Raw genomic sequence first — 24,889 nt, forward strand, 5'->3', positions numbered from 1 at the left:
GTTGGCGCCATCACTTGGCGCAGGCGTCACTTGGCGCAGGCGTCACTTGGCGCAGGCGTCACTTGGCGCAGGCGTCACCGGACGGCCGCGTGCCTCGACCGGCGCTACTTGGCACCGGCGCTACTTGGCACCGGCGCGCGCGCCGGCCTCGTAGCGGGCCGAGGCCTCGCGGCTGCGGCGCTGGCGCGGCGGGCGCAGCAGGCCCGCGGTCCCGTCGAGCAGCTGGACCAGGAAGGGCGCCAGCGGGCGCTCCGGCACGGCGCGCCGCGGCGGCGGCTCCCCCACCGGAACCAGCGCCCGGGTTCCCTCGCCCGCCCTCTCCGTCTCGGAATGGGACATCGCCGCGCCTCCTCTTCCCCGCGGAGGCTCAACGCGCAAGCGGCGGGCCGGGTGCCGCGCCCCGCCTACTTCTTGGCGAGGGCGTCGAGCCGGCTCTGCATCTCCAGCATCTGCCGGCGCAGGTCGTCGAGCTCCCCGCGGGAGGCCCCGGGCTGGGCCGCGGGCGGCGCGGCCTCGGCGGGCTTCTCGGTCGGCGCCCCCGGCGTGAAGGGGGTGAACATCCGCATCGCCTCGCTGAAGAAGGCCATGTTGGCCCTCACCTGCTCCTCCATGGCGTGCTGGAAGGCGCTCGCCCCGAAAGTCTGGGACATCTTCTCGCGCAGGCCATCCTGCTCGCGCGCCAGATGATCCATCGAGAATTCCAGGTAGCTCGGCACCAGCGCCCGCATGCTGTCCCCGTAGAACCGGATCAGCTGGCGCAGGAACGCGACGGGGAGCAGATTCTCCGCCCCTGCCTTGTTCTCCTGCTCGAAGATGATCTGCGTCAGCACCGAGCGCGTGATGTCCTCACCGGATTTCGCATCGTAGACCACGAAATCCTCGCCGGCCTGAACCATGGCGGCAAGGTCTTCCAAGGTCACGTAGGTCGACGTGCCGGTGTGGTAGAGACGCCGGTTGGCGTACTTCTTGATGACGGTGGGTGTCGACTTGCCGCTGTCCGCCATCTCGACGGGCTCTCCTCTGGGTCAAGATGCGGCCGGCGGAGCGCCGCCGTCCGGGCCCGCACACGGGCGATGTTCCGGTCTGAGACCTTAAGGCGTTCCTGTGCTGGCGAAAATAGCAATCTGCGCGGTGTCCACGCAAACCATGCCCGGTCCGCACTCCGCCACCCCCTCAGAGGCTGCTTGACTTCGCCCGGAGCAAGGCGTTCATCGGCCTAAACGCCTCGCGAGCGCGGGCGATCATGGTGGAGGTGCGCATGGCAGAGAAGCAGGACATCGTCATCGTCGGGGCGGCGCGCACGCCGGTCGGCTCGTTCAACGGCGCCTTCGCGACCTTGCCGGCCCACCAGCTCGGGGCCATCGCCATCAAGGCGGCGCTGGAGCGCGCCAAGGTGTCGCCCGAGGACGTGGACGAGGTCATCTTCGGGCAGGTGCTCACCGCGGGCGCGGGCCAGAACCCGGCCCGCCAGGCGGCGATGGCCGCCGGCATCCCGCAGGAGGCGACGGCCTGGGGTCTCAACCAGCTCTGCGGATCGGGCCTGCGCACCGTCGCGGTCGGCCTGCAGCAGATCGCCAACGGCGACGCCACCGTCATCGTGGCGGGCGGCCAGGAATCGATGTCGATGGCCCCGCACGCCCAGCACCTGCGCGGCGGCCAGAAGATGGGCGACCTCGCCCTCGTCGACACGATGCTGAAGGACGGCCTGCTGGACGCCTTCAACGGCTACCACATGGGCAACACCGCCGAGAACGTCGCCCAGCGCTGGCAGCTCACCCGCGAGGAGCAGGACGCCTTCGCGACCCGCTCGCAGAACAAGGCCGAGGCCGCCAGGAAGGCGGGCCGCTTCAAGGACGAGATCGTCCCGGTGACCATCAAGACCCGCAAGGGCGAGGTGGTCGTCGATGCCGACGAGTACATCCGCGAGGGCGCGACCGTCGAGGCGATGGCCAAGCTGCGCCCGGCCTTCTCCAAGGAGGGCACGGTCACGGCCGGCAACGCCTCGGGCATCAACGACGGCGCCGCCGCCATCGTGCTGATGTCGGCCGCCGAGGCCGCGAAGCGGGGCCTGAAGCCGCTGGCCCGCATCGCCTCCTGGGCGACGGCCGGCGTCGATCCCGCCGTCATGGGCACCGGGCCGATCCCGGCCTCCCGCAAGGCCCTGGAGAAGGCCGGCTGGAAGCCGCAGGACGTCGACCTGATCGAGGCGAACGAGGCCTTCGCGGCCCAGGCGCTGGCGGTGAACAAGGAACTCGGCTTCGACGATTCCAAGGTCAACGTGAACGGCGGCGCCATCGCGATCGGCCACCCGATCGGCGCCTCGGGCGCCCGCGTGCTGGTGACCCTGCTGCACGAGATGCAGAAGCGCGACGCCAAGAAGGGGCTCGCCACCCTCTGCATCGGCGGCGGCATGGGCGTCGCCATGTGCGTGGAACGCTGAGCGGCGCGACCGCATTGCCCGCCGCGGGGGAGTTTCTCTCCCTCGCGGCCCGGCCGCGAGCAGGATAAGGCTTCGGTCAGGCCGGCAAAATACCAACACATAAGGGACGTGCGGGCTCTTCTCGAAGCGCCCGCCGCTCTCTAGGGAAGGACACGGTTCCCTCAAGGAGAGGCACATGGCAGAACGCGTCGCACTGGTCACAGGCGGAACGCGCGGCATCGGCGCCGCGATCTCGAAGGGTCTGAAGGACGCCGGCTACAAGGTGGCGGCGAATTACGGCGGCAACGACGAGGCCGCGAATGCTTTCAAGGCCGAGACCGGGATCCCGGTGTTCAAGTTCGACGTCGGCGATCCGGCCGCCTGCGAGGCCGGCATCCGCGCCGCCGAGGCGGAACTCGGCCCGGTCGACATCCTGGTCAACAATGCCGGCATCACCCGCGACGGCATGTTCCACCGCATGACCTTCGAGCAGTGGCAGGCGGTGATCCGCACCAACCTCGACTCGATGTTCACCTGCACCCGCCCGGTGATCGACGGGATGCGGTCGCGCGGCTTCGGCCGCATCGTCCTGATCTCGTCCATCAACGGCCAGAAGGGCCAGATGGGCCAGACCAACTACTCGGCCGCCAAGGCCGGCGTGATCGGCTTCGCCAAGGCCCTGGCCCAGGAGAACGCCAACAAGGGCATCACCGTGAACGTGATCGCCCCCGGCTACATCGCCACCGAGATGGTCAAGGCGGTGCCCGAGGAGGTGCTCAAGACCAAGATCCTGCCGCAGATCCCGGTCGGCCGCCTCGGCGAGGCCGAGGAGATCGCCCGCGCGGTGGAGTTCCTGGCGAGCGACCACGCCGGCTTCATCACCGGCTCGACCCTGACCATCAACGGCGGCCAGTACTTCGCCTGAGCGCGGCGGCCCCGCTCCCCGGTGCGGGGGCGGGGCCGGTCCGGTGCGACGCCGCACCGTCGCCGCGGAACGATTCCAGCAGGCAGCCTTCCGACGCGGGCCCTTGAGCCACGTGCAGACCCGGTGCGTCCTCCGGCACCTTGACGGGTCTGCCGCAGGTGCGAGAAGACCCGGCACACGGTTGACGACCCAGGAATCCGCCCGATGAGCAACTTCAACGAGGAGCGTGTGCTGTCCGTCCACCACTGGACCGACACGCTCTTCAGCTTCCGCACGACCCGCGACCCGTCGTTCCGCTTCCGCAACGGCGAGTTCACGATGATCGGGCTGAAGCAGGACGGCAAGCCGCTGCTGCGCGCCTACTCGGTGGTCTCGGCCAATTACGAGGACGAGCTGGAGTTCTTCTCCATCAAGGTGCCGAACGGCCCGCTCACCTCGAAGCTGCAGCACCTCAAGGTCGGCGACCCGATCATCGTCAGCCGCAAGGCGACCGGCACCCTCGTCCTCGACAACCTGCTGCCCGGCAAGCACCTCTACCTGCTCGGGACCGGCACCGGCCTCGCCCCCTTCCTGTCGATCATCAAGGACCCGGAGACCTACGACCGCTTCGAGAAGGTGGTCCTCGTCCACGGCTGCCGGCAGGTCCAGGAACTCGCCTACGGCGAGACGATCACGCAGGACCTGCCCAACCACGAGCTGATCGGCGACATGGTCCGGGCGCAGCTGATCTACTACCCGACCGTGACGCGCGAGCCGTTCCGCAACCGCGGCCGCATCACCGACCTGATCACCTCGGGCAAGCTGTTCCAGGATGTCGGCCTGCCGTCGATGTCGATCGAGACCGACCGCTTCATGCTGTGCGGCAGCCCGGACATGATCCGCGACACCCGCGCCCTGCTCGCCGAGGGCGGCTACGTCGAGGGCAACCACGGCGAGGCCGGCCACTTCGTGATCGAGAAGGCCTTCGTCGAGAAGTGAGCGGGGCGGACCCGTGCGCCTGCTGCTCATCAACGCGAACACCACCGAGGGGGTGACCGACCTCGTGGCGGGGGTCGTGCGCCGCCTCGCCCCGGAGGTCGAGATCGTCGCCGCGACGGGCCGCTTCGGCGGGCGCTACGTGGCGACGCGGGCCACCGCGGCGATCGCGGCTCACGCCGCCCTCGACGCCCTGGCCGAGCATGGCGGCGGCTGCGACGCGGTCTACCTCGCCTGCTTCGGGGATCCCGGGCTCCTCGCCCTCAAGGAGGTCTCGCCCGCGCCGGTCATCGGCATGGCGGAGGGAGCGCTCCACCTCGCCTGCACCCGGGGGCGGCGCGTCGGCATCGTCACCGGCGGCGCGGCCTGGCGGCCGATGCTGCAGGAATTCGCGGCCTCCCTCGGCCTGTCCGAGCGGATCGCCGGCATCCGCACCGTCGCGCCGACCGGGGGCGAGATCGCCCGCGATCCGGACGCGGCCCTCGCCGGCCTCGCCGCCGCCTGCCGGGCCTGCGCGGCGGAGGACGGGGCCGACGTGGTGGTGCTCGGGGGGGCCGCGCTCGCGGGCCTCGCCGCCCGCCTCCAGCCCGACGTGCCGGTGCCGCTGATCTGCTCGACCGAGGCCGGCGCCCGCATGGCGCTCGCCGCCGCCGCGCTGCGGACCGGCCGCACCCTCCCGGCCGCGAGCGAGAGCGTCGGCCTGAGCGCCGCCCTGGCCGACCTCCTGGCGCGGCCCCGCTGAGGGGCCGCGCACCCGGCCCCGCTGAGGGGCCGCGCACCCGGCCCCCGAGGGGCCGGGCCGAAGGGCGGCGGCCGGGCGCTACTGCACGATCCTGGGCGCGCCCTCGGCGGGGGCCGCCGGGGCGCCGTCCCCGGGCGCCTGCGCGGCCGCCGGCAGCAGGATCCCCTTGGCGACGTTGCCCTCCGGCCCGAACTCGGTGGCGACGATCCGGCAGGCCTCCTCCCGGTTCGCCATCATCTGGTTGGACATCAGGGTGAACATCGCCTGGACCTTCGCCCCGAAGGGGCCGCGCGGCGGGCGCACGTCCTCGACCGTGACGTTGTAGCGGCCGAGCAGGGTCTCGAAGGGCTCGACCCCGATCCGGTAGCCGCAGACATTGGCCGCCGCGAAGACGTAGGCCGCGGTCTCGAGCGCCCGCGGCGGCGGCGCGTTGCGGATCGGCTGGGCGGCGGCGGCACTGCACAGGGCGAGCACGGCGGCGAGCGCCGGCGCGGGGCGGATGGGCATCGGGTTCCTCCGGTTCGGCCGGGCGGACTCGCGGGTCCGCTTCTCGGCCCGCAGCAGATAGCGCGGGCCGTCCCACCCCGAGAAGGGCGTGCGGCATCACGCCCCCGGAACCGGGCCCTACTCGACGATCAGCTTGTAGGACTGCCCGGACCGCAGGGCCGCGCCCCGCTCCAGGCCGTTGATGACCAGGAAATAGTCGAGGGGGCGGTCGCCCGTCGCCATGCGCCGCGCCAGGGCCTCGGCGGTGTCGCCGGCCGCGGCGGCCACGACCTGGATCCGCGCCGGCCGCAGGCGCCGCGCCTCCTCGGGACCCACCGCCGCGACGCTCGCGAGCCAGCGCTCGAACCCGTCGCGCGGGTCGGTCGCGCCCTTGGCGGCCATGATCATCCGGAAGGTGTTGGTCCCGACCCGGATCGCGGCGAGGCGGAAGAACCAGTCCTTGCCCTTCGAGGCCGCCGTCACGGCCGGGAAGCCGTTGATCATGCGGTTCTCGACGCTACCGGCCTCGATCGCGTCGGTCCAGGTCGCCCGCAGCACCTCCTCCAGCCCCTGGCTCGCATGGGTCTCGACGGCGTCGAAGAGCAGGCGGCGATGGCCCTCCGGAGTGGTGCCGAGCACGGCCCGGGCGGTGTTCTCCAGGGCGAAGCCGTCCGGCGCCTCGAAGGTGACGCCGAGGCGCGGATGCACGAAGCGGCGCCCGCGCACCAGCCCGTCCCCCGGATTGTCGCCGTACGCGATGCCGTCGATCGAGGCGAGGTAGAGGTTGCGCTCCTCCGCCCCGAGCCCGGGGGCGCCGATGCGCCGGGCGGCCTGCGTCACCTGGGTGATGCGCTCGGGGGTGCTCGGATGGGTGGCGAGGAGGTCGGGCTCGGTCGGGATGCCGCTGCCGGCCCGCAGCGCCGTGGCCCGGTTGAGGCTGGTGAGGAAGCGCGCCGCCCCGAACGGGTCGTAGCCGGCCCGCGACAGCGTGCGCACGCCGGTCTGGTCCGCCTCGAATTCCTGGGCGCGCGAGAACTTGGCGAGCACGAAGCGGGACTGGTCCTGCAGGAGGGCGCCGGTGGCCGGGTCCTTGAGCACGTCGGCCACGACCTTGCTCACCAGTTCCGAGCGCAGAGCCATCTCGGTGCGGGCATTGGCGTGCCGGAGGGTGACATGGGCGATTTCGTGCGCCAGCACGGCGGCGAGTTCGGAGGAATCGTTGGCGAGGGCGAGCAGCCCGCGCGTCACGTAGAGCCGGCCGTTCGGGAGCGCGAAGGCGTTGATGGCGGGGGAATCGAGCAGCGTGACCGCGTAGGTCTCGTCCGGGCGCTCGGTCGCCTTGACGAGCCGGTCGGTGACCTCGCTGACCAGCCGCAGGGCGGCGGGCGCCCGGTACTCGCCGCCGAAGGAGGCGACGAGCTTGGCGTGGTCCGCATCCGTCCCGCCGCGCTCGCGCCCGCCGGTGGCGCGCGGCGCCTCGGGCGGCACCGTCACGGAGACGGGGGTGAGGGTTCCGGTCTGGTCGCCCGCGCAGGAGGCCGCCGCGAGGACGAGCGCCGCGACGCCGCCTCGCGCCGCGGCGCGCGCCATCGTGGCGCCGAGCGCTCCCGCGGCGCGGAGCGCCCCCGCGGCGCGGAGCGCCGCCTCGATCGTGTTGCGCCTGATGAGCCCGTCCATTGCGATCAACGGCGCTGCGCCCGCTCCTCGTCCAGCATCTCGATCATCTCCGCCGCGCCGATGTCGAGGGTCGGGCCGCGCCAGAGCTCGACGACGCCGCGAGCCCGCGCGCGCCGCCCCCGAAGCGCGGCCGCCGTCAAACCACGTTCGAGCAGGGTCCGCCAAGTGCGTTTCGTCACCGTGACCGTCAGACCTTCCTCTCCGAAAGGGGCGAAGTTGAGATAGGTGCGGGAGCGCCGCTCGCCCACGCTGCGCACCCGGCCCTCCGCAACAACGAACTGCCCGACCCGGGCCGCCAGGACGGCGGCGTCCTCCGCCCGCAGCGGGAGGTCGCCGGCCCAGAGGCCGCGCCGGGCCTGCCGGGCCGCCGCCTCGACGGCGAGCAGTCCCGGCCGGCAGAGCCTATCCGATTCGCCGGCATCGACCAGCGCGAGCCCCGCGGCCAGGAGTCCGCCCGCGAGGTCGACGGGGTCCCCGCCCGGCTCCTCCGCCACCGCGTCGAGCGCGACCCGCTCCCAGCGGTCCGGCGCCGGGTCCTCCCGGGTCGCGAGGCGCTGCCCCTTGCGGGCATCGAGCCAGGCCCGGGCGGCCGCCGCGAGGCTCGGATCCGCCGGGAGCCGCACCCCGTCGAGCCGCGCCGTCCGCCCCGAGGCGAGGCGCAGCTCGCCGCTCGGCGCCACGCCCGCGAGCCTGTCCTCCCGGGCGACCCGGCCCCCGCAGGTTTCCTCCGCGGCGGGCCGGGCGCCGGCCTGCGGGGCGCCGAGGGCGAGGATGAGGATCGCGGCGAGGCCGGCCCGCCTTCCCTCGCCTCCCGGTTGGCGGCGTGCCTCCGAGATGCTATGCACGCGCCGTGGGTCTCCGTAGCTCAGCTGGACAGAGCACAGGTTTCCTAAACCGCAATTGGGCGTCGCGCCGGGAAACCGCGCGGCGGATCCGCTCAAAGTCGGGGAAAGCGTCGATCCCGGATCACGCCGATCCCGAGCCAAGCCCGGCCCACCGGCCGGGAAGGTGTAGAGACTAGACGGGCGGCACCTAAGGGCTCTCGGGCCTACGGTGAAGGGATAGTCCAGCCCACGAACGCCGGAAGGCGGCGGCGAAAGCCGAAGTGGGATGAAACCTGGGGTCGCAGGTTCGAGCCCTGCCGGGGACGCCACGCCGTTGCGCTGCGGGCCGACGCCGCCGCGCAGCACGGCACCGGATCGTTGCATCCACATCATCCCCGATGCGGCGGGCCGTCATGGTCCCGCTTCGCCGCCGGCACCGAGATCGACGGGGACGCGGTCTTCGGGCGGGACCCTCACGTCCGCATGGAGGCCGATCGCCAGGAGGAGCCTCGGAGGCTGAGGATCAATCGGCCGACCCCTCTGTCCAGGGGAGGCCAAGAGCCGTGATGTTGATCGATTCAGCGCAGCCATGGCGGCGCCGTCCGAGTGTTTTACCGACCGTATTGTCAGCAAACGATCGCATATCGCGTTTGGCACCTTGCTCTTTTCTCCGCCGAGGCGGCGAACAAGACGATGCAAGCCCGTTCTTTCAGCCAGATATTCGATAAAGAACAAGCCGATGAAGGCTCGCGGCCTCGAAACACTCTTGTATCGTCGCGAAGTGGTGGTGCCGGATCGAAAGATGGTCGGCCTGTCGGCACCGGATAAACGTCGGCCTCTCCCGCCCCGCACCGGTTCCACCGCCGAGCGTTTACCTTTCGTCAACCATCGGGAATCAACAATCCGGACATCCTCCGCGACGGCGCCGCCCGCGCCCCCCTACGGCGAGCCCCCATGGCTGGCAAACCCGCTGACGCGCGCGACGCGCATATCGGCCAGCGCATCGAGCAGCTGCGCCTGAAGGCGAAGATCCCCCGCGACGTGGTGGCCGGGCGCCTCGGCATCTCGGCGTCGCAGTTCGGCAAGTACGAGAAGGGCGCCAACCGGATGAGCGCCGCCGACCTCGACGCGGTCGGCCGCCTGTTCGACGTACCGATCGGGTACTTCTTCGAGGGAATGCCGCGGGACGAGGGGACGGGGCCGGGCCTGCGGGAGCGCCCCCAGCCGCCGCTCGCCGGAGCGGAATCCTGGACGGGTTTCGCCGGGGCCGTCGCCCGCGCGGCCGATGCGCACCTCCTCACCGACGATCGCCGGCGCCTCGCCGCCGTGGTCAGGGCCCTCGACCGCGCCCTCGACACCACGGCCCCGTTCGGTATAGAGAACAACTCCGGTTCGTCGGGTTGACCTCCTGTTTGTCGGCTGCCACAACGCCCCAACCGGAGGCGTCGGGCAGACGATCGGACGGACACGCCCGGCCTGACAGGGGGTTTATTCAGCAATGGCACGTTCCGATTACCTGTTCACGAGCGAGTCGGTCTCCGAGGGCCACCCGGACAAGGTCTGCGACCGCATCTCCGACACCGTCGTGGACGCCTACCTGGCCGAGATGCCGGAGGCGCGCCTGGGCGTCGAGACGCTCGCCACCACGAACCGCATCGTCATCGCGGGCGAGGTGCGCGGGCCCGATTCGGTCACCTTCGCGCGCCTGGAGGAGCTCACCCGCGCCGCCGTGAAGGATATCGGCTACGAGCAGGACGGCTTCCACTGGAAGAACGCCGACGTCGCCATCTACCTGCACGCGCAATCCGCCGACATCGCCCAGGGCGTCGACGCGTCCGGCAACAAGGACGAGGGCGCGGGCGACCAGGGCATCATGTTCGGCTACGCGACCGACGAGACGCCCGCCCTGATGCCGGCACCGATCTACTACGCCCACAAGATCCTCAAGGACCTCGCGGATGCCCGCAAGGGCCGGGTCGGCGAGGCCGCCAAGCTCGGCCCCGACGCCAAGAGCCAGGTCACGGTCCGCTACGAGGGCGGGCGCCCCGTCGAGGCGACCCAGATCGTGCTCTCGACCCAGCACCTCGACGAGAGCCTCGACTCGCAGGGCGTGCGCGCCATCGTCGAGCCCTACATCCGCGCGGCGCTGCCCGGCTCCTGGGTCACCGACCGGACCGTCTGGCACGTCAACCCGACCGGCAAGTTCGTGATCGGCGGCCCGGACGGCGATTGCGGCCTGACCGGGCGCAAGATCATCGTCGACACCTATGGCGGCGCGGCGCCCCACGGCGGCGGCGCCTTCTCGGGCAAGGACCCGACGAAGGTCGACCGCTCGGCCGCCTACGCGGCGCGCTACCTCGCCAAGAACGTGGTGGCGGCGGGCCTGTCGCGGCGCGCCACGATCCAGCTCGCCTACGCGATCGGCGTCGCCAAGCCGCTGTCGATCTACGTCGACCTGCACGGCACGGGCCGCGTCGAGGAGGCGAAGCTGGAGAAGGTGCTGGGCGAGATCCTCGACCTGTCGCCGCGCGGCATCCGCACGCATCTCGGCCTCAACAAGCCGATCTACGCCCGCACCTCGGCCTACGGCCATTTCGGCCGCGAGCCCGACCGGGATGGCGGCTTCTCCTGGGAGAAGACCGACCTCGTGGCGACCCTGAAGTCGGCCCTGGCCTGAGCCGCGCCTCCGGTGCTACGGGGCGGCTCCGCACCGCAGCGCCAGAGTTCGATGACCGACGACGAGACCGAGGCGGCCCCCGAGCGGGGCCGCGCCTTCTACGGCCGCCGCAAGGGCAAGCGCCTGCGCGCGGGGCAGGAGGAGCGCATCGCCGCGCTCCTGCCCCGCCTGCGCCTGCCCGCCGAGGGACCGATCGACCCGGCCGGCCTGTTCCCGCACCCGGTCGCCTCCCTGTGGCTGGAGATCGGTTTCGGCGGCGGGGAGCACCTCGCCGCCCAGGCCCGCGCCCATCCGGAGACCGGCTTCATCGGCTGCGAGCCCTTCGTGAACGGCGTCGCCAAGCTCCTGCGCGCCGTCGACGACGACGGCCTCGCCAATGTCCGGCTCTGGGACCGCGACGCCATGGAGCTGCTGCCGCGGCTGCCCGCCGCCTGCGTGGAGCGGCTCTTCCTGCTCTATCCCGATCCCTGGCCCAAGCGCCGCCAGCGCAAGCGCCGCTTCGTCTCCGACGAGAGCCTCGCGGAGATCGCCCGGGTGCTGCGCCCCGGCGGCGTCTTCCGCTTCGCCAGCGACATCGACGACTACGCCGGCTGGACCCTGGTGCGCGCCGCCCGCAGCCCCTTCCTGCGCTGGACCGCCGCGCGGGCCGACGAGTGGACGCGGCCCTGGCCCGACTGGCCGGGCACCCGCTACGAGGCGAAGGCCGTCGCCCAGGGCCGCCGGCCGACCTATCTCAGCTTCGCGCGGGTCTGACGCGGGCGGCGGTTCCGCGAGGGAGCTTGTGGCTGCCGGCCATGCCGGTCATCATCCGCGCCGCCCAAGCCTCGCGACCGGGGCGGTGCGGCGGGGAGACGACGCGGCCCGCGGGTGGGCCGACCGGACGCGGGTGTGCGAGGAGCGCGTGGATCGCCTCTCCAGACGGCCGGGGGACCCGGCGGGGCCGGCCGGACCCGGCGTGAGACCAGTGGGGCGCGCCTTGGACCACAGGCCTGACCAGCAGCCCGACCGGCCGGGGGACGCGCCGGCCCCGGGCCACACCGGCGACGCGCTCCTGCGGTTCGCCTTCGAGGCGGCCCCCGTCGGGATCGCCTGCCTGTCCGGCCCGGACGATCGCCTCGTCGCGGCCAATGCCCGGCTCTGCGCCCTGCTCGCCGCCGCGCCGGAGGATTTGCTCGGCCGCCGCCTCGCCGACCTCGTCGATGCCGCCGGCGCCCCGGCCGATCCCGTGTCGGGGGCCGGGATCGAGCAGTGCTGGCGGCGCGGCGACGGCAGCACCGTCTGGGTGACGGTGCGGGCCGGCCCGTCGCGGGACGGGCAGCGGGTGCTGACCGTCGAGCCGGCGGAGGATCACGGCGCCGCCGCCCGCGCCGAGCAGACCCGCCTCGCCCTGGCCTTCTCGGGGCTCGGCGACTGGAGCTGGAGCCGGGCCAGCGGCCAGATCACCCTCTCGGAGCGGGCCGCGGAGATCCTGGGCCTCGCCCCGGGGCCCTCCGTCGCCGCGGAGACCCTGGAGCCGCGGCTGCACCGGGACGACCTGGAGCGCGCCCGCGCCCTCGTGCAGGAGGCCGCGCCCCTCGGCCGGGCCTACGCGGTCGACCTGCGCTACCGCCGCCCCCCGGACGGCCAGGAGGTCTGGATCTCGGTCCGCGGCCGCGCCCAGCTCGGCCCGGACGGGGCGGTCGTCGGCATGATCGGCGTCGTCCAGGACGTCACCGCCCGCGAGGAGGCCCGGCGCGCCCTGCACGACCGCGAGCAGCGGCTGCGGGTCGCGACCTCGGTGGCGGCGCTCGGCATCTTCGAGTGGCACCTCCTCGACGACCAGGCGCTCTGGGAGAACGAGCGCATGTGGGAGATCTTCGGCCGCCGCCCGCAGGACGGCACGATCAGCATGACCGAGTTCTTCCGCGAGGTGATGCACCCGGAGGACAAGGGGCCGTTCCGGGCCGCGGTCGCGGACGCCCTCCAGGGCGAGGGCGTGCTGCACGCCACCGGGCGCATCCGCCGGGCGAGCGACGGGACGTGGCGCACGATCGAGATGGCCGGGCGCTTCGAGCGCGACAACCCGGGCGGCCTGCCCCGCCGCCTGATCGGGGTCGTCGCCGACATCACCGACCGGCGCCTCGCCGAGGAGCGCCAGACGCTCCTGATCCGCGAACTCCACCACCGGGTGAAGAACACCCTCGCCACCGTGCAGGCGATCGTCGGCTCGACCGCCCGCACCGCGTCGAGCATCGAGAGCTTCTACGAGGCCTTCGTCGGGCGGATCATGTCCCTCGCCCACACCCATTCGGTCCTGACCGAAGATGTCTGGCAGACGGCCTCCCTGCGCGGCCTCCTGGAGAACGAGCTGACGCCCTACGCGGACGGGCCGATGACGCCGGAGGCGGACGGGCGGGTCACCCTCGAGGGCCCGGCCGTCGACCTCGCCTCCGAGATCGCGGTGCCGATCGGCATGGCGATCCACGAACTCACCACCAACGCGGCGAAGTACGGCGCCCTCTCGGGCCGGGCCGGGCGGGTGCGGGTGCGCTGGTCCCTGGAGCCCGAGGACGACCGCGTCGTGCTGCGCTTCGAGTGGCGCGAGTCGGGCGGGCCGCCGGTGGCGCCGCCGACCCGCCAGGGTTTCGGCTCCCGCCTGCTGCAGCGGGTGCTCTCGACCCAGGTCCAGGCGAACGTGGCGATCGACTACGCGCCGGACGGCCTGCGCCTGACCATGCTGGCCCCCCTGCCGAAGCGCAACGTGGCCCTCAATCCCCTGGCCAAGCTCTGAGGGTTCCGGCGGCCGGATCCGGCCGGGTTCTCGGGCCTGCCGTCCGGTGCGCGAGCGACGGGATCGGCTTCGCCGTGCGGCAGGGCCGACATCGGACAGGCAACGACGGCTTTGGCCGGTTCCCGTGCTGAACCGATCACCAGGATGCCGTGTCATACCCAATCCGCTTGATCCCTTCGGGATGGCGGATTGGGGCTTCGCTCAGGTGCCGCGCAGGCGTGTGATCCGGGATCCGGTTGATCGCTTCGCGATGCGGATGTCGGCTCCGCTCACGGGCCGCGCGGTCTTCTCACCCGCGGTCCGGACGTGATCGTCCGGACAGCGGATCACTCGATGATCCGGTCCGCGAGGGCCAGCATCGCGGTCGGGACGGTGAGGCCGAGCGCCTGGGCCGCCTTCAGGTTGATCACGAGTTCGAACACGTCCGGGCGCTCGACCGGAAGGTCGCCGGGCCGCGCCCCCTTCAGGATCCGGGCGATGTAGCTCGCCAGACGCCGGTAGGAGGCGGCGATGCGCGGCCCGTAGGTGCAGACCGCGCCGCTCTCGGCGAAGCTCGGCCAGCCGGAAATCACCGGGATGCGCAGGCCGGCGGCCGCCTCGATGATGCGCTGGCGATTCTGCAGGGTGAAGCCGTCCGCGAAGACGGACAGCGCCTGCGGCGGCGCGGCGGCCAGGCGCGCCAGCGCCGCGGCGAGGTCCTCGGGCGTCCCGGTGGCGTGGTAGTCGATCCGCAGGCCGAGCCGGCTCCCGGCGTCGAGGGAGACCGCGCGCTCCAGCTGCTCGCCGGGATGCTCCGGGTTGCCGATGATCGCCACGTGGCGCAGGCCGGGGATCATCTCGCGCAGCAGGTCCAGGCGCTTGCGGTTGAACTCGGCCGCCATCAGGGTGACGCCGGTCATGCCGCCGCCCGGGCGCGCGTAGCTCTCCGCGAGGCCGGCCGCCACCGGATCGCCGCTGACGACGTAGACGAGCGGGACCGGCAGGCGCAGCGCGGCGGTGATCGGGGCGGCGGCGCCCTGGACCAGGAGCGCCGCCACCTTGGCGGCGGCCAGCTCCCCGGCGAGGGCGGGGACCCGGCCGAGATCGTCGTCTCCGTAGCGGAACGCGATGGCGAGGTTGCGCCCCTCCTCGAGCCCCTCCGCGGCCAACCCGTCGCGCAGGGCGGCGATGTAGGGCGTGAGGCTGGCGGCGCGCTGCGCGGTCAGCCAGCCGATGCGCACCGGCGCGCCGTCGCCTCGGGCGAGGCCGGCGCGGGAAAGGGCGGCCGCGAGGGCGGCCCCGAGCAGGTGCCGCCGCGCGACGCCTCCGGCGAGGGGCGGGGCGGGGTCTCGGGCGGGGTCCCGGGCATACGGCGCGGTCCGGTCCGGCATGGGCGTGTCCCCGATCATCGACGATGCGGATCCGTCGCCCGGGCGACGCCGCGCTTCATTCCAGGATCTCGTCCGCGCGGGCGAGGACCGGCAGCGGGATCTTGATGGCGAGGTGCTGGGCCGTCCTCAGGTTGAGCACGAGGTCGAGTTTCTTGATCTGCTGCACGGGCAGGTCGCCGGGCTGCTCGCCGCCGAGGATGCGGCCGACATAGGCGCCGACCCGGCGCGACGCCTCGGCGACGCTGCCGCCGTAGCTCATGAGGCCGCCCGCGAGCGCGAATTCGCGGTAGGCGGAGATCGCCGCCACGGCGGCGTCGCGCGCCTGCGCGGCGATCAGGTCGTTGCGGCTGTTGAAGAACGTGTCCGCGCCGAGGATCAGCCCGCGCGCTCCGGCGCCGCTCAGCCGCGCGAAGGCCGCGGCGATGTCGGCGTCGCCGCTCGCCGTGACCACCAGCGGCTCGAAGCCGAGGGCGCGGGCAGCCTCGGGAACCTCCCTCGCCTGGCGGTCGGCCAGGATCGGGTTCGTCGGGTTGACGAGAACCGCGACCACCACCCCGGGCGGGATGAGCTCCCGCAGGAGCTCGAGCTGCTTCGGCCCGATCTGGGCGCCGAGGGTGGTCCAGCCGGTCAGGTTGCCGCCGGGCCGGCTCGTGCTCTGGACGAGCCCGATGCTCGCAGGGTCGACCGCCATCCGCACGACGATCGGGATCCGCTCCGTCGCGCGCTTGGCGGCGAGCGCCGAGGTCGTGTTGCCGAGGACCACGATGACGGCGACGCCCTCGCGCACGAGATCCTCGGCCATCCCGTCGAGGCGGTCGTTCCGCCCCCGCGCCCAGCGGTAGCTGAACCGCACGTCGCGGCCCTCGACGTATCCGGCCTCCGCGAGCCCGGCCCGGAAGGCGTCGACGCGCGAGGTCCAAAGCTCCGGCGATTCGCTGCACAGGAGGCCCAGGGCGGGGAGCGGGGCCGGCTGCGCCGCGGCCCCGCGCGGTCGCACCAGGGCGAGGCCGAGGCCGGACAGAAATCGACGCCGATCCATGTCCCCTCTCCCTTGCCGGCCCGATCCGACGAGACCAGTCGCGGTCCCGCAGAATTCTGTCGTGCCGAAGCTTTCACAAGATGTCCCGGCGCAGGGGCGGCCGCAACTCGGCGCGGCGTCGCGAGGGATGCTGCGCCGCGGCGCGCCCGAAGGGCGCGGCATCGTCCGCCGAGAGGGCCGCCGGGCGGGCGGCAGGAAGGATGCGGGCGCAATATCCGGAGCGGAACGGCGCCCGGCGAAGCCGCTCAGGCGCCGCCGAGGTCGATGCGGGTGCCGGTCTCGCCGTTGAGGAGGCGCCTGAGATGGAAGCTCGCGAGCCGGTCGTCGGGGCGCTGCCCGATCAGCGCCGCGAAGGCCTGCGTGGCGCAGGGATCCTGGGCGGCGAGCTTCGCGAAGGCCTGCGCGTAGCGGGCGGTGGCCGGATCGGCGTATGCGGCCTCGCTCAGCGGCTCGTAGGCCCGCAGCGGGGCCGACTTGCCGCGCAAGAGCAGGTCGCCGATCGGCCGCCCGCGAAACGCCTCCGCCCGCTCCGCTACGGCGGCGCTCACGCAGATCCGCGTGCCGAGCACCTTGTTGGCGGCCTCCAGCCGCGCCGCGATGTTGATCGTGTCGCCGTAGGCCGTGTAGTCGAAGAAGCGGTCGCCGCCGAAATTGCCGACGATCGCCGGCCCGGCATGGACGCCGATGCGCGTCGCGCCGAGGCTGACGCCCCGCTCCGCCCAGGCGGCGCGCAGGGCCTGGGCGGCCTCGTCGAGGGCGAGCGCGCAGGCCACCGCCCGGCTGGCATGGTCCGGCTGCTCGCCGGGGGCGCCGAACAGCACGTGGATCGCGTCGCCCACGATCTTGGCGACGGTGCCCTCGTACCGGAAGACGAGGCCGGTCATCGTGGCGAGGTAGCCGTTCAGCAGCTCGGCCATCAGCGCCGGGTCGAGGCTCTCCACCAGCGTGGTGAAGCCGGCGACGTCCGTGAACAGCGAGGCGACGTCGCGCCGGTGCCCTCCGGCCGCCAGGGAGGAGGCGTCGGCCGCCAAGCGCTCGGCGAGGTTGGGCGAGAAGTAGCGCGACAGCGTCGCGTGGGCGCGCTCCGCCTCGGCCTGGCGGCGGCGCGCCTCCCGCAGGGCCCTGACATGCAGCACCGTCCGGTCGACGGTGGTCTCGAAGTCGGCGAAGTCGATCGGCTTGGTCAGGAAGTCGAAGGCGCCGCGGTTCATCGCGACCCGGATGTTCGCCATGTCCCCGTAGGCCGAGACGATCACGGTCGAGAGCTTCTCGTCCGCCTCCTGCAGCTTGGCGAGGAGCGAGAGGCCGTCCATCCGCGGCATGTTGATGTCCGAGACGACGAGGTCGACGTCCCGGTGCTCGGTCAGGAGGTCGAGCGCCTCGACGCCGTCGCGGGCGAACAGGAAGCGGACGGTGCCCTCCCGGATCCGGCGGCGGAAGGTCTGGAGGATCAGCGCCTCCAGGTCCGGCTCGTCGTCCACGACGAGGATCTTGGCGGGCGCGGCGCTCATGCGGCGGTACCGGCCAGGCGGCGGTCGATCTCCTGCCGCAGGGCCGCGAAGTCGATCGGCTTGACCAGCACGGTCTCGGCCCCGCGCTCCTGCGCGACCCGGCGGGTCTGGGCGTCGCCGTAGGCGGTGATCATGATCACCGGCACCGCGGGGCAGGCCTGCTTGACCAGCGGCAGGAGGTCGAGGCCGGTCGTGCCCGGCATGTTGATGTCCGAGAGCACGAGGATCAGCGTGGCGTCGCCCGGCGCGGCGATGCGGGCCAGCGCCTCCTCGGCCGATTGCGCGAAGGCGAGGGTGAAGCGGCCCGCGCGCAAGTCGCGGCGGAACTGCTGCCGGAACAGCTCCGCCACGTCCGGCTCGTCGTCGACGACCAGGATCAGCACGCTCATGGCCCCCTCCCCGATGGTCCCCTCCCCGGAGGCGCCGCGGCGCCGGCGCGCGGCAGCGTGATCGTGAACTCGGTGAAGGCGCCCGGCTCGGTCGCGACCTCGATCGTGCCGCCGTGCTGCTTCACCACGATGTCGTAGCTCAGCGACAGGCCGAGTCCCGTGCCCTCCCCGGCCGGCTTGGTCGTGAAGAAGGGGGTGAACATCTTCGCCCTGACGGTGTCCGGGATGCCCGTGCCGTTGTCGCGGATCCTGATCTCGACCTTATCCCCGAGGTCCCGGGTGGCGGCAACCAGGGTCGGGGCGAAGCCGGGGGTCTCGCTCCCGCGCTGGCGCAGGGCGTAGAAGCCGTTGGTGATCAGGTTCAGAAGGACGCGGGTCATCTCCTGGGGGTAGAGTAGGGCCGTCCCGGCGGCGGGGTCGAGGCGGCGCTCCAGGGTCACGTTGAAGCCGGGCTTCTCCGCCCTTGCGCCGTGATAGGCGAGGTTGAGGCTCTCCTCCACCAGGGCGTTGAGGTCGGCCTCGCGCCGCTCGCCCGTCCCCTCGCGCGAGTGCAGCAGCATGTTCTTGACGATCGAATCGGCGCGCCGCCCGTGCTGCACGACCTTGGCGAGGTTGCCCTTGAGGAGGCCGGCGAGTTCGTCGACCTCGCCCCGCACGGAATCGGCGAGGGGCGCGCCGGCCAGCGCCTGCCGCAGCTCGTCCACCAGCTCGGCCGACAGGGCCGCGAAATTGTTGACGAAGTTGAGCGGGTTCTTGATCTCGTGGGCGATGCCGGCGGTGAGCTGGCCCAGCGAGGCGAGCTTCTCCGACTGGATGAGGCGGTCCTGGGCCGCGCGCAGCTCCTCCAGGGAGCACGAAAGGTCCCGCGTCCGCTCCTGCAGGGCCGCGAACAGCCGCGCGTTCTCGATCGCGATCACCGCCTGGTCCGCGAAGGTCTGCACCAGCTCGACCTGCCGGGGCGGGAAGGCGCCCGGCCCCTCCCGCGCCAGGACGAAGACGCCCTCGACGGGGCCGTCGCGCAGGAGCGGCACGCCGAGCCAGGCCCGGCCTCCCCCGTCCGGTCCGGCCGGCTCCTCGTCCTGCTCCACGCGGCCCGACCCCGCGACCCGGGCGACCATCGCGGCGAGGGCCGTCCCGGCCGGGATCTCCCCGCAGAGGGCTCCCCTGCCGCACGGAATCCCGCCGCTCTCGGGGCAGTCGCACCGCGCCGGGCCGTCGGACGCGAGGCCCACGCCGGCCCTGATCCGGTAGGCGTCGCCCTCGCGCAGGACCACGAGTCCGCTGGGAACGCCGCACAATTCGGCGGCCGAGCGGGCCAGGGTGGCGAGCACGGCGTCGAGGTCGAAGGCCGAGCGGCTGATCACCTTCAACACCTCGGCGGTGGCGGTCTGCTGGCGCAGCGCCTCGTCGAGGGTGCGGGTGCGCTCCGCGACCTTGGCCTCCAGGGTCTCGTAGGAATCCTGGATGCGGACGGCCATCAGGTTGAAGCGGTCCGCCAGGGTCTCGATCTCGTCCCCGGTGCGGATGGCGATGCGCTCGGAGAGGTCCCCGCCCCCGAGGCGCTCCGCCCCCTCCTGCAGGCGGCGGATCGGCACCACCATGCGGCGGGCGAGCAGCGTTCCGGCGATGCTGGCGAGCAGGAGGCCGAGGCCGAGGAGGCCGAGGGTCTGGTAGAGCGAGGTGAAGACCGGGGCCATGGCCTCGGCGAGGGGCGACTGGACGAACACGATCCAGCCGATGCGCCGGATCGGCGCGTGGGCGGTGAGCACCGAGCGCTCGCCGAGGTCGCGGGTGATCTCGGGGGCCGCCGCCGCGCCGTCGAGGGCCCGGCGCACCTGCGGCGTCTGCGACAGGTCGGTGTCGCGCAGCACGAGGGTGAGGTCGGGATGCGCGATCAGGCGGCCCTGCTGGGTCACCACGAAGGCGTGGCCCTTCTCGCCGACGTGGATGGCCGCGATGACGTCCCAGATCAGCTTGAGGTTCACCTCCGCGGCGGTGACTCCCGGATTCCTGCCCGCATGCGCGATGGCGATCGTCATGTAGGGCTCGGACCCCCGCCGGAAGGTGACCGGGCCGAGCCAGACCTTGTCGCCGATGGCGCGCAGGAAGCGCGCGTCCTGCGAGAGGTCGCGCCCGCTCCCGACCGCGTCGGGTTCGAGGCGGGAGACCTTGAGCTGCTCGCGCCCCGCCGCGTCGATGTAGGACACTTCGGTGATGGCGGGCGCCTGCCGCAGCAGGCGGATGAAGTCGTAGCGCTGCTGCTCGACCGGGATGCGGCGCCACTCCGCCCGGGTGGTCCAGCCGATCTGGTTCTCGATCTCGGCGATGAAGGCGTCGACCTGCGCGGCGGCGGCGTGGGCCTTCTCCTGCTGCACCCGGATCGCGGTCCGCTTCGCCTCGTCGTAGTTCAGCAGCAGGTTCACGGCGCCGTTGACGACGAGCACCACCGTCACGAGGCCGACCAGCGCCACGGCGAGCTTGGCCGAGAGCGGGATGCGCCGGCGACGCCCGGCGCGGGCGCCCGCCGGGAGGGGTCCGGCCTGCGCCTCGGGCGCGGCGACCCTCACGGTCGTGGCCGGATTCCGGCCGGCGGGCGCCGCGGGCCCCAGATCATGCATTCGCCTCGCTCAGGCTTCGGCCGAGGCCGGAACTATGCCATGGCGGGCGCGCGCCGTCAGCGGTGCGCCCGCGGGTCCGGAGGCGACCGCGCGGCCGGCGCGCCGGGCGCGTCCTCCCCCTCCTCGCTCGGATCACGGTCGACGCCCGCGGGGCCCATAACCGTGAGATCCGCCGGGGGAGGAACCCGGCTGAATTGGCACAGGTTGTTCGGCATGGATGCGCCTGCCGAACGAGACGCACGCATCGCCCGCGAGAAGGCGGGCCTCGTCAAGGCCGAGCAGGACATCGTGGCGGGTGAGCGACGCGTCGCCGAACAAGATCTCAGGATCAGGCGGCTTCGGGCAGAGGGGCACGACACCGCCCAGGCAGAGCAGCTTTTGGAGATGCTGGGCGCCACGCTGGCCGAATGGCAGCACCATCGACGGGCAATCCTCGACGTGATCCATCGCCTGGAGGCCGAGGGCCGGGCATCGGACCGATGAGCGAGGCGGTCCGCGGGACCGCGCGCGGATGCATCGGCCGGATCGAGCGGGCCGCATCGCGCTGCCGCTAACGGCCCGCCGGCACGTCAGGCCGCGCGTCGGGCACGAAGCCGTCGCGGTTCGGGTTGGCCACGCGGGGCAGGCTCTGCGCGTCGAGGACCGCGTCCCCGGGCAGGATGCCGTTGCGGTGCAGGAGGCAGGCCGAGACGGCGTAGACCTCGGGGTCCGAGAGGGATTGCGGCGCGTCGAAGGGCATCGCCCGGCGCACGCAGTCGAACAGGGTCGTGGCGTAGGGCCAGAAGCTGCCGATGGTCCGCACCGGCTCGGCGCCCGCCAGCGTGCCCCGCCCGCCCACGAGCCGGTCCGCCGCCCCGCCTTCCCCCGCCGCGCCGTGGCAGCCGGCGCAGCGCACGACGTCGCGCCGGCGATGGTCAACCTCACCTGCCCGCTCGCGGCGGGGGGCGACCCGAACACCGCCCTCCTCGTTGACCGGGCGGCGGACGACCAGTTCGTGCTGCGCTTCGTCGCCCGCGAGGACCGCAAGGACGATCCCCGCCTGCGCCGCTTCGTCGAGACCTGCAAGGACCCGCAGGTGAAGGCCTTCATCAGGCGGACCCTCCCCGGCTTCGTGCCGGCTTGGCCGGGGGCGTGAGCCCTTCCGCGTCGAGCCTCACACCACATCCGCCAAAATGCCTTCGGGATGGCGGATTCGGGCATCGCTCAGGCGCCGCGCGGGCGCGTGATCCGGGATCCGCTGCGATCGACCGGATCCCGGATCAGCCCTGCCCGACGCGGCACGGCTGGGCGGCCGCCCGCGCGATGCCGCCGAGCCACCCGGCGGCGCGGTCCCGGCGGGCGCCGGAGATCCGCCGTCTCGCCCAACCTCTTCCGACAGAAGACCATCCCGGTTGACGCGGCGCTTGGCCCCGCCATGCTCCCGCCGATCCGCAGCCCGACGCCGGTGAGCCTCCCGGCGCGCCCGGAGACCGCCATGGCGAGAGCCCGCACCCTGCATCTCGGCGCCTTCATGCGCCCGGTCGGCATCCACACTGCGTGGTGGCGCTATCCGGGGGGTTACCCGGACGCGAACTTCAACTTCGCGCACCTCGCGCGCTTCGCGCAGACGCTGGAGCGGGCGAAGTTCGACACCTTCTTCATGGCCGACCACCTCGCGGTGCTGAACATGCCGATCGAGGCGCTCAAGCGCTCGGCGACCGTGACGTCGTTCGACCCGCTGACGCTGCTGCCCGCGCTCGCCGTGGTGACGGAGCGGATCGGCCTCGTCGCCACCGCCTCGACCACCTACGACCAGCCCTACCACGTCGCCTGCAAGTTCGCCTCCCTCGACCACCTCTCGGGCGGACGGGCGGGCTGGAACGTGGTCACGACCTCGAACCCGGACGCGGCGAAGAACTTCGGGTTGGAGCACCATCCCGAGCACGCCGACCGCTACGAGCGCGCGCACGAGTTCGTCGAGGTGGTGAAGGGCCTGTGGGATTCCTTCGCGGACGACGCGTTCCTGCGCGACGTGGAGAGCGGCGTGTTCTTCGCCCCCGAGCGGATGCACGTCCTCGACCATCGCGGGGAGCACCTCGCGGTGCGCGGTCCCCTCAACGTCGCGCGGCCGGTGCAGGGCTGGCCGGTGATCGTGCAGGCGGGCGCCTCGGAGGCGGGCCGCCAGCTCGCGGCCGAGACCGCCGAGGTGATCTTCGGTGCGGCCGCCACGCTGGAGGACGGCCGCGGCTTCGCCGAGGACGTGCGCGGGCGGATGGCGAGGATCGGGCGCGATCCCCAACACCTGAAGATCCTGCCCGCCTGCTTCGTGGTGGTGGGCGACAGTGACGAGGAGGCGCGCGAGAAGCGCGCCACCCTCGACGGCCTCGTGCACGAGGCGAGCGCCCTCGCGGCGCTGTCGATCGCGCTCGGGGTCGATGCGGGCGCCTTCGATCCGGACGGGCCGCTGCCCGCGATTCCGGAGACCAACCAGTCGAAGACCGGGCGCGAGCGGGCGATCGCCCTCGCCCGCCGCGAGGGCCTGACCGTGCGCCAACTGGCGCAGCGCCTCGGCGGCTACGCCGGCCTCGCGATGGTCGGCACGCCCCGGCGCATCGCCGACGAGATGCAGGCCTGGATCGAGGCCGGGGCGAGCGACGGCTTCACGATCATGGTCTCGGACGTGCCGCAGGGCCTCGACGACTTCACCGGCAAGGTTGTGCCGGAATTGCAGCGGCGCGGGCTGTTCCGCACGGCGTACGAGGGGCGCACGCTGCGCGAGCACCTGGGGCTGCCGCGGCCGGCGAACCGCTTCTTCCCGTGAGGCCCGCCGCGAGGCCCGCCCGTCGCGCACGCGCGCTCGATCCCCCTGCACCGCCCCACGCGGCGCGACGGAGCCGGGTCGGCCGGCCTGAATCTTAATAGTCTTTATACAAAGTAGACTATTCCCGCGAGGCGTCCGCTGCGCTAGGCTTCCGCCCGGGCAGGGAGGGTCGAGCATGGTGGGGACGGGATCGCGCGCGGCGCTGGCGGAGCGCTACGGGCCGGCGGGCGCCGACCTCCCGGTCGCCTGGAACGACACGCTGGCGGGGCTCCTCGCCCACCGCTCCGTGCGCGCCTACCGGCCCGATCCCCTGCCCCCGCACACGCTGGAGACGCTGGTCGCGGCAGCGCAGTCGGCGGCCTCCTCCTCCAACCTCCAGACCTGGAGCGTGGTCGCGGTGGAGGACCCCGAGACCAAGCGGCGCCTGTCCGCGGTGGCGGGCGGGCAGCGGCACGTGGTCGAGGCGCCCCTCGTGCTGGTCTGGCTCGCCGACCTGTCGCGCCTCGCCGCGATCGGCCGCGAGAAGGACCGCCCGACCGACGGGCTCGCCTATCTGGAGACGCTGTTCGTCGGCATCATCGACGCCGCGCTCGCGGCGCAGAACGCCACGGTCGCGCTCGAATCCCTGGGCCTCGCCTCGGTCTATATCGGGGCGCTGCGCAACGATCCGGCGGCGGTGGCGGAGATCCTGGGCCTGCCCTCGAACGTGCTGGCGGTGTTCGGCCACTGCGTCGGTCACGCCGATCCGGCGCGCCCGGCCTCGGTGAAGCCGCGCCTGCCTCAGAGCCTCGTCCTTCACAGGGAGCGCTACGGGGCGGGCGCCGACCCGGCGGCGGTCGCCGCCTACGACCGCACGCTCGCCGCCTTCCAGGAAGGCCAGCGCCTGGCCCCGGTGGGCTGGACGAGGGCGGCCCTCGACCGCGTGCGCGGCCCGGAGGCGCTGAGCGGCCGCGACAGGATCCGGGCGGCGCTGGAGCGGCTCGGCTTCGGCCTGCGCTGACGCGGGAACGGCGCCGGGGACGCTCGGCGAGCCCATCGACAACGTCATCCTCCTCGGGGCCGCGCGGAGCCGGGATGCTCACCAACAAGGGAAAGTACGGGCTCAAGGCGCTCGTCCACCTCGCGGCCCTGCCGCCGGGGACCCGCATCGGCGTCGCCGAGGTCGCGGCGGCGAACAACATCCCGAAGAAGTTCCTCGACGCGATCCTGGGCGAGCTGCGCAATGCCGGCCTCGTGCACAGCCGCAAGGGGCCCGGCGGCGGCTACGCCCTGGCGCGGCCGCCGGAGGAGATCCGGGTCGGCCACGCGGTGCGCGTGCTCGACGGGCCGCTCGCCCCCGTTCCCTGCGCCAGCCGCACGGCCTACCGCCCCTGCGAGGATTGTCCCGACGAGGGGGCCTGCGCGGTGCGCCTCGTGATGCTGGAGGTGCGCAACAGCATCGCGGGGGTGCTCGACACGCTCACGCTCGCGCAGATGCGCGACCTGCCGGCGGCGGACGAGGGCGGCAGCATCACCTACCAGATCTGATCCGCCTCATCCGCCGTCCGGACGATCACGTCCGGACAGCGTCTGACAAGCCCGCGCGGCGCTTGAGCGAAGCCCAAATCCGCCATCCCGAAGGGATCAAGCGGATTCGGGATGACCAGCCCGCGCGGCGCTTGAGCGAG

At 73.0% G+C, this 24,889-nt stretch carries 23 protein-coding genes; 12 read left to right on the plus strand and 11 right to left on the minus strand.

Annotated features, from left to right (window positions below):
- Nucleotides 1-120 precede the first annotated feature (120 nt).
- Nucleotides 121-339 (minus strand): hypothetical protein, encoded by a 219-nt coding sequence (locus MET2598_RS0113365; RefSeq protein ID WP_012334987.1) that lies wholly within the window; start codon nucleotides 337-339, stop codon nucleotides 121-123.
- A 65-nt stretch (nucleotides 340-404) separates the two neighbouring features.
- On the minus strand, nucleotides 405-1,004 hold the full coding sequence (gene phaR / locus MET2598_RS0113370) for a polyhydroxyalkanoate synthesis repressor PhaR (protein WP_012334988.1): 600 nt from the start codon (nucleotides 1,002-1,004) through the stop codon (nucleotides 405-407).
- A 254-nt stretch (nucleotides 1,005-1,258) separates the two neighbouring features.
- On the opposite strand from phaR, the gene MET2598_RS0113375 reads away from it, so the two are divergent.
- From MET2598_RS0113375 to MET2598_RS0113390, 4 genes are all read left to right on the plus strand, one after another.
- The gene (locus tag MET2598_RS0113375; RefSeq protein WP_026190704.1) at nucleotides 1,259-2,440 is read left to right on the plus strand and encodes an acetyl-CoA C-acetyltransferase; all 1,182 of its coding nucleotides are present in this window, start codon (nucleotides 1,259-1,261) and stop codon (nucleotides 2,438-2,440) included.
- Between the two features lie 175 nt (nucleotides 2,441-2,615).
- The gene (gene phbB, locus MET2598_RS0113380; RefSeq protein WP_018261169.1) at nucleotides 2,616-3,344 is read left to right on the plus strand and encodes an acetoacetyl-CoA reductase; all 729 of its coding nucleotides are present in this window, start codon (nucleotides 2,616-2,618) and stop codon (nucleotides 3,342-3,344) included.
- A 204-nt stretch (nucleotides 3,345-3,548) separates the two neighbouring features.
- Complete coding sequence (locus MET2598_RS0113385) at nucleotides 3,549-4,322, plus strand: ferredoxin--NADP reductase (RefSeq protein WP_012334991.1); 774 nt, start codon at nucleotides 3,549-3,551, stop codon at nucleotides 4,320-4,322.
- A 13-nt stretch (nucleotides 4,323-4,335) separates the two neighbouring features.
- The gene (locus MET2598_RS0113390) at nucleotides 4,336-5,061 is read left to right on the plus strand and encodes an aspartate/glutamate racemase family protein (RefSeq protein ID WP_018261171.1); all 726 of its coding nucleotides are present in this window, start codon (nucleotides 4,336-4,338) and stop codon (nucleotides 5,059-5,061) included.
- A 78-nt stretch (nucleotides 5,062-5,139) separates the two neighbouring features.
- Here MET2598_RS0113390 and MET2598_RS0113395 read toward each other — a convergent pair whose 3' ends face one another.
- The 3 genes from MET2598_RS0113395 to MET2598_RS0113405 form a co-directional block, all read right to left on the minus strand.
- Complete coding sequence (locus MET2598_RS0113395) at nucleotides 5,140-5,568, minus strand: hypothetical protein (protein WP_012334993.1); 429 nt, start codon at nucleotides 5,566-5,568, stop codon at nucleotides 5,140-5,142.
- A gap of 117 nt (nucleotides 5,569-5,685) precedes the next feature.
- Nucleotides 5,686-7,224, minus strand: a complete 1,539-nt coding sequence (locus MET2598_RS0113400) for a M48 family metalloprotease (RefSeq protein ID WP_018261172.1) — start codon at nucleotides 7,222-7,224, stop codon at nucleotides 5,686-5,688.
- 5 nt (nucleotides 7,225-7,229) lie between these two features.
- Nucleotides 7,230-8,069, minus strand: a complete 840-nt coding sequence (locus MET2598_RS0113405) for a hypothetical protein (protein ID WP_018261173.1) — start codon at nucleotides 8,067-8,069, stop codon at nucleotides 7,230-7,232.
- A gap of 933 nt (nucleotides 8,070-9,002) precedes the next feature.
- Here MET2598_RS0113405 and MET2598_RS0113410 point away from each other — a divergent pair.
- The 4 genes from MET2598_RS0113410 (at nucleotide 9,003) to MET2598_RS0113425 (ending at nucleotide 13,495) form a co-directional block, all read left to right on the plus strand.
- Complete coding sequence (locus MET2598_RS0113410; RefSeq protein WP_012334996.1) at nucleotides 9,003-9,452, plus strand: helix-turn-helix domain-containing protein; 450 nt, start codon at nucleotides 9,003-9,005, stop codon at nucleotides 9,450-9,452.
- Nucleotides 9,453-9,546: 94 nt separating this feature from the next.
- Nucleotides 9,547-10,725 carry a methionine adenosyltransferase gene (gene metK, locus MET2598_RS0113415; protein WP_012334997.1) on the plus strand — a complete coding sequence of 393 codons (1,179 nt, stop codon included), beginning with the start codon at nucleotides 9,547-9,549 and terminating at the stop codon, nucleotides 10,723-10,725.
- 51 nt (nucleotides 10,726-10,776) lie between these two features.
- Nucleotides 10,777-11,478, plus strand: coding sequence for a tRNA (guanosine(46)-N7)-methyltransferase TrmB (gene trmB, locus MET2598_RS0113420; protein ID WP_012334998.1), 702 nt, complete (start codon nucleotides 10,777-10,779; stop codon nucleotides 11,476-11,478).
- A 223-nt stretch (nucleotides 11,479-11,701) separates the two neighbouring features.
- Entirely contained in the window at nucleotides 11,702-13,495 is a 1,794-nt protein-coding gene (locus tag MET2598_RS0113425) for a PAS domain-containing protein (protein WP_018261174.1), read from the plus strand.
- Nucleotides 13,496-13,821: 326 nt separating this feature from the next.
- Here the strand turns inward: MET2598_RS0113425 and MET2598_RS0113435 are convergent, their stop codons facing one another.
- The 5 genes from MET2598_RS0113435 to MET2598_RS0113455 form a co-directional block, all read right to left on the minus strand.
- Entirely contained in the window at nucleotides 13,822-14,865 is a 1,044-nt protein-coding gene (locus MET2598_RS0113435; protein ID WP_157182146.1) for an ABC transporter substrate-binding protein, read from the minus strand.
- A gap of 55 nt (nucleotides 14,866-14,920) precedes the next feature.
- Nucleotides 14,921-15,904 (minus strand): ABC transporter substrate-binding protein, encoded by a 984-nt coding sequence (locus MET2598_RS0113440; RefSeq protein ID WP_012335000.1) that lies wholly within the window; start codon nucleotides 15,902-15,904, stop codon nucleotides 14,921-14,923.
- Nucleotides 15,905-16,149: 245 nt separating this feature from the next.
- Nucleotides 16,150-17,415 carry an adenylate/guanylate cyclase domain-containing protein gene (locus tag MET2598_RS0113445; protein ID WP_012335001.1) on the minus strand — a complete coding sequence of 422 codons (1,266 nt, stop codon included), beginning with the start codon at nucleotides 17,413-17,415 and terminating at the stop codon, nucleotides 16,150-16,152.
- On the minus strand, nucleotides 17,412-17,804 hold the full coding sequence (locus MET2598_RS0113450) for a response regulator (RefSeq protein WP_012335002.1): 393 nt from the start codon (nucleotides 17,802-17,804) through the stop codon (nucleotides 17,412-17,414). The genes MET2598_RS0113445 and MET2598_RS0113450 overlap by 4 nt, the downstream gene beginning before the upstream one ends.
- Nucleotides 17,801-20,422 carry an ATP-binding protein gene (locus tag MET2598_RS0113455; RefSeq protein WP_018261177.1) on the minus strand — a complete coding sequence of 874 codons (2,622 nt, stop codon included), beginning with the start codon at nucleotides 20,420-20,422 and terminating at the stop codon, nucleotides 17,801-17,803. The genes MET2598_RS0113450 and MET2598_RS0113455 overlap by 4 nt, the downstream gene beginning before the upstream one ends.
- Before the next feature lie 213 nt (nucleotides 20,423-20,635).
- Between MET2598_RS0113455 and MET2598_RS36440 the strand changes: the two genes are divergently transcribed.
- Nucleotides 20,636-20,905: a hypothetical protein gene (locus MET2598_RS36440; protein ID WP_018261179.1), complete on the plus strand. Its 270-nt coding sequence runs from the start codon at nucleotides 20,636-20,638 to the stop codon at nucleotides 20,903-20,905.
- A 67-nt stretch (nucleotides 20,906-20,972) separates the two neighbouring features.
- Here the strand turns inward: MET2598_RS36440 and MET2598_RS42750 are convergent, their stop codons facing one another.
- Nucleotides 20,973-21,497 (minus strand): hypothetical protein, encoded by a 525-nt coding sequence (locus MET2598_RS42750; protein ID WP_083784735.1) that lies wholly within the window; start codon nucleotides 21,495-21,497, stop codon nucleotides 20,973-20,975.
- Between the two features lie 399 nt (nucleotides 21,498-21,896).
- Here MET2598_RS42750 and MET2598_RS0113480 point away from each other — a divergent pair, with 399 nt between their 5' ends.
- From MET2598_RS0113480 to MET2598_RS0113490, 3 genes are all read left to right on the plus strand, one after another.
- Nucleotides 21,897-23,222, plus strand: coding sequence for an LLM class flavin-dependent oxidoreductase (locus MET2598_RS0113480; protein ID WP_026190706.1), 1,326 nt, complete (start codon nucleotides 21,897-21,899; stop codon nucleotides 23,220-23,222).
- A 175-nt stretch (nucleotides 23,223-23,397) separates the two neighbouring features.
- Complete coding sequence (locus tag MET2598_RS0113485) at nucleotides 23,398-24,222, plus strand: NADPH-dependent oxidoreductase (RefSeq protein WP_018261183.1); 825 nt, start codon at nucleotides 23,398-23,400, stop codon at nucleotides 24,220-24,222.
- A gap of 74 nt (nucleotides 24,223-24,296) precedes the next feature.
- Nucleotides 24,297-24,749 (plus strand): RrF2 family transcriptional regulator, encoded by a 453-nt coding sequence (locus tag MET2598_RS0113490; RefSeq protein ID WP_012335006.1) that lies wholly within the window; start codon nucleotides 24,297-24,299, stop codon nucleotides 24,747-24,749.
- Nucleotides 24,750-24,889 lie beyond the last annotated feature (140 nt).

It is taken from the genome of Methylobacterium sp. WSM2598 (genome assembly GCF_000379105.1).
In the GTDB taxonomy this organism is placed as follows: domain Bacteria; phylum Pseudomonadota; class Alphaproteobacteria; order Rhizobiales; family Beijerinckiaceae; genus Methylobacterium.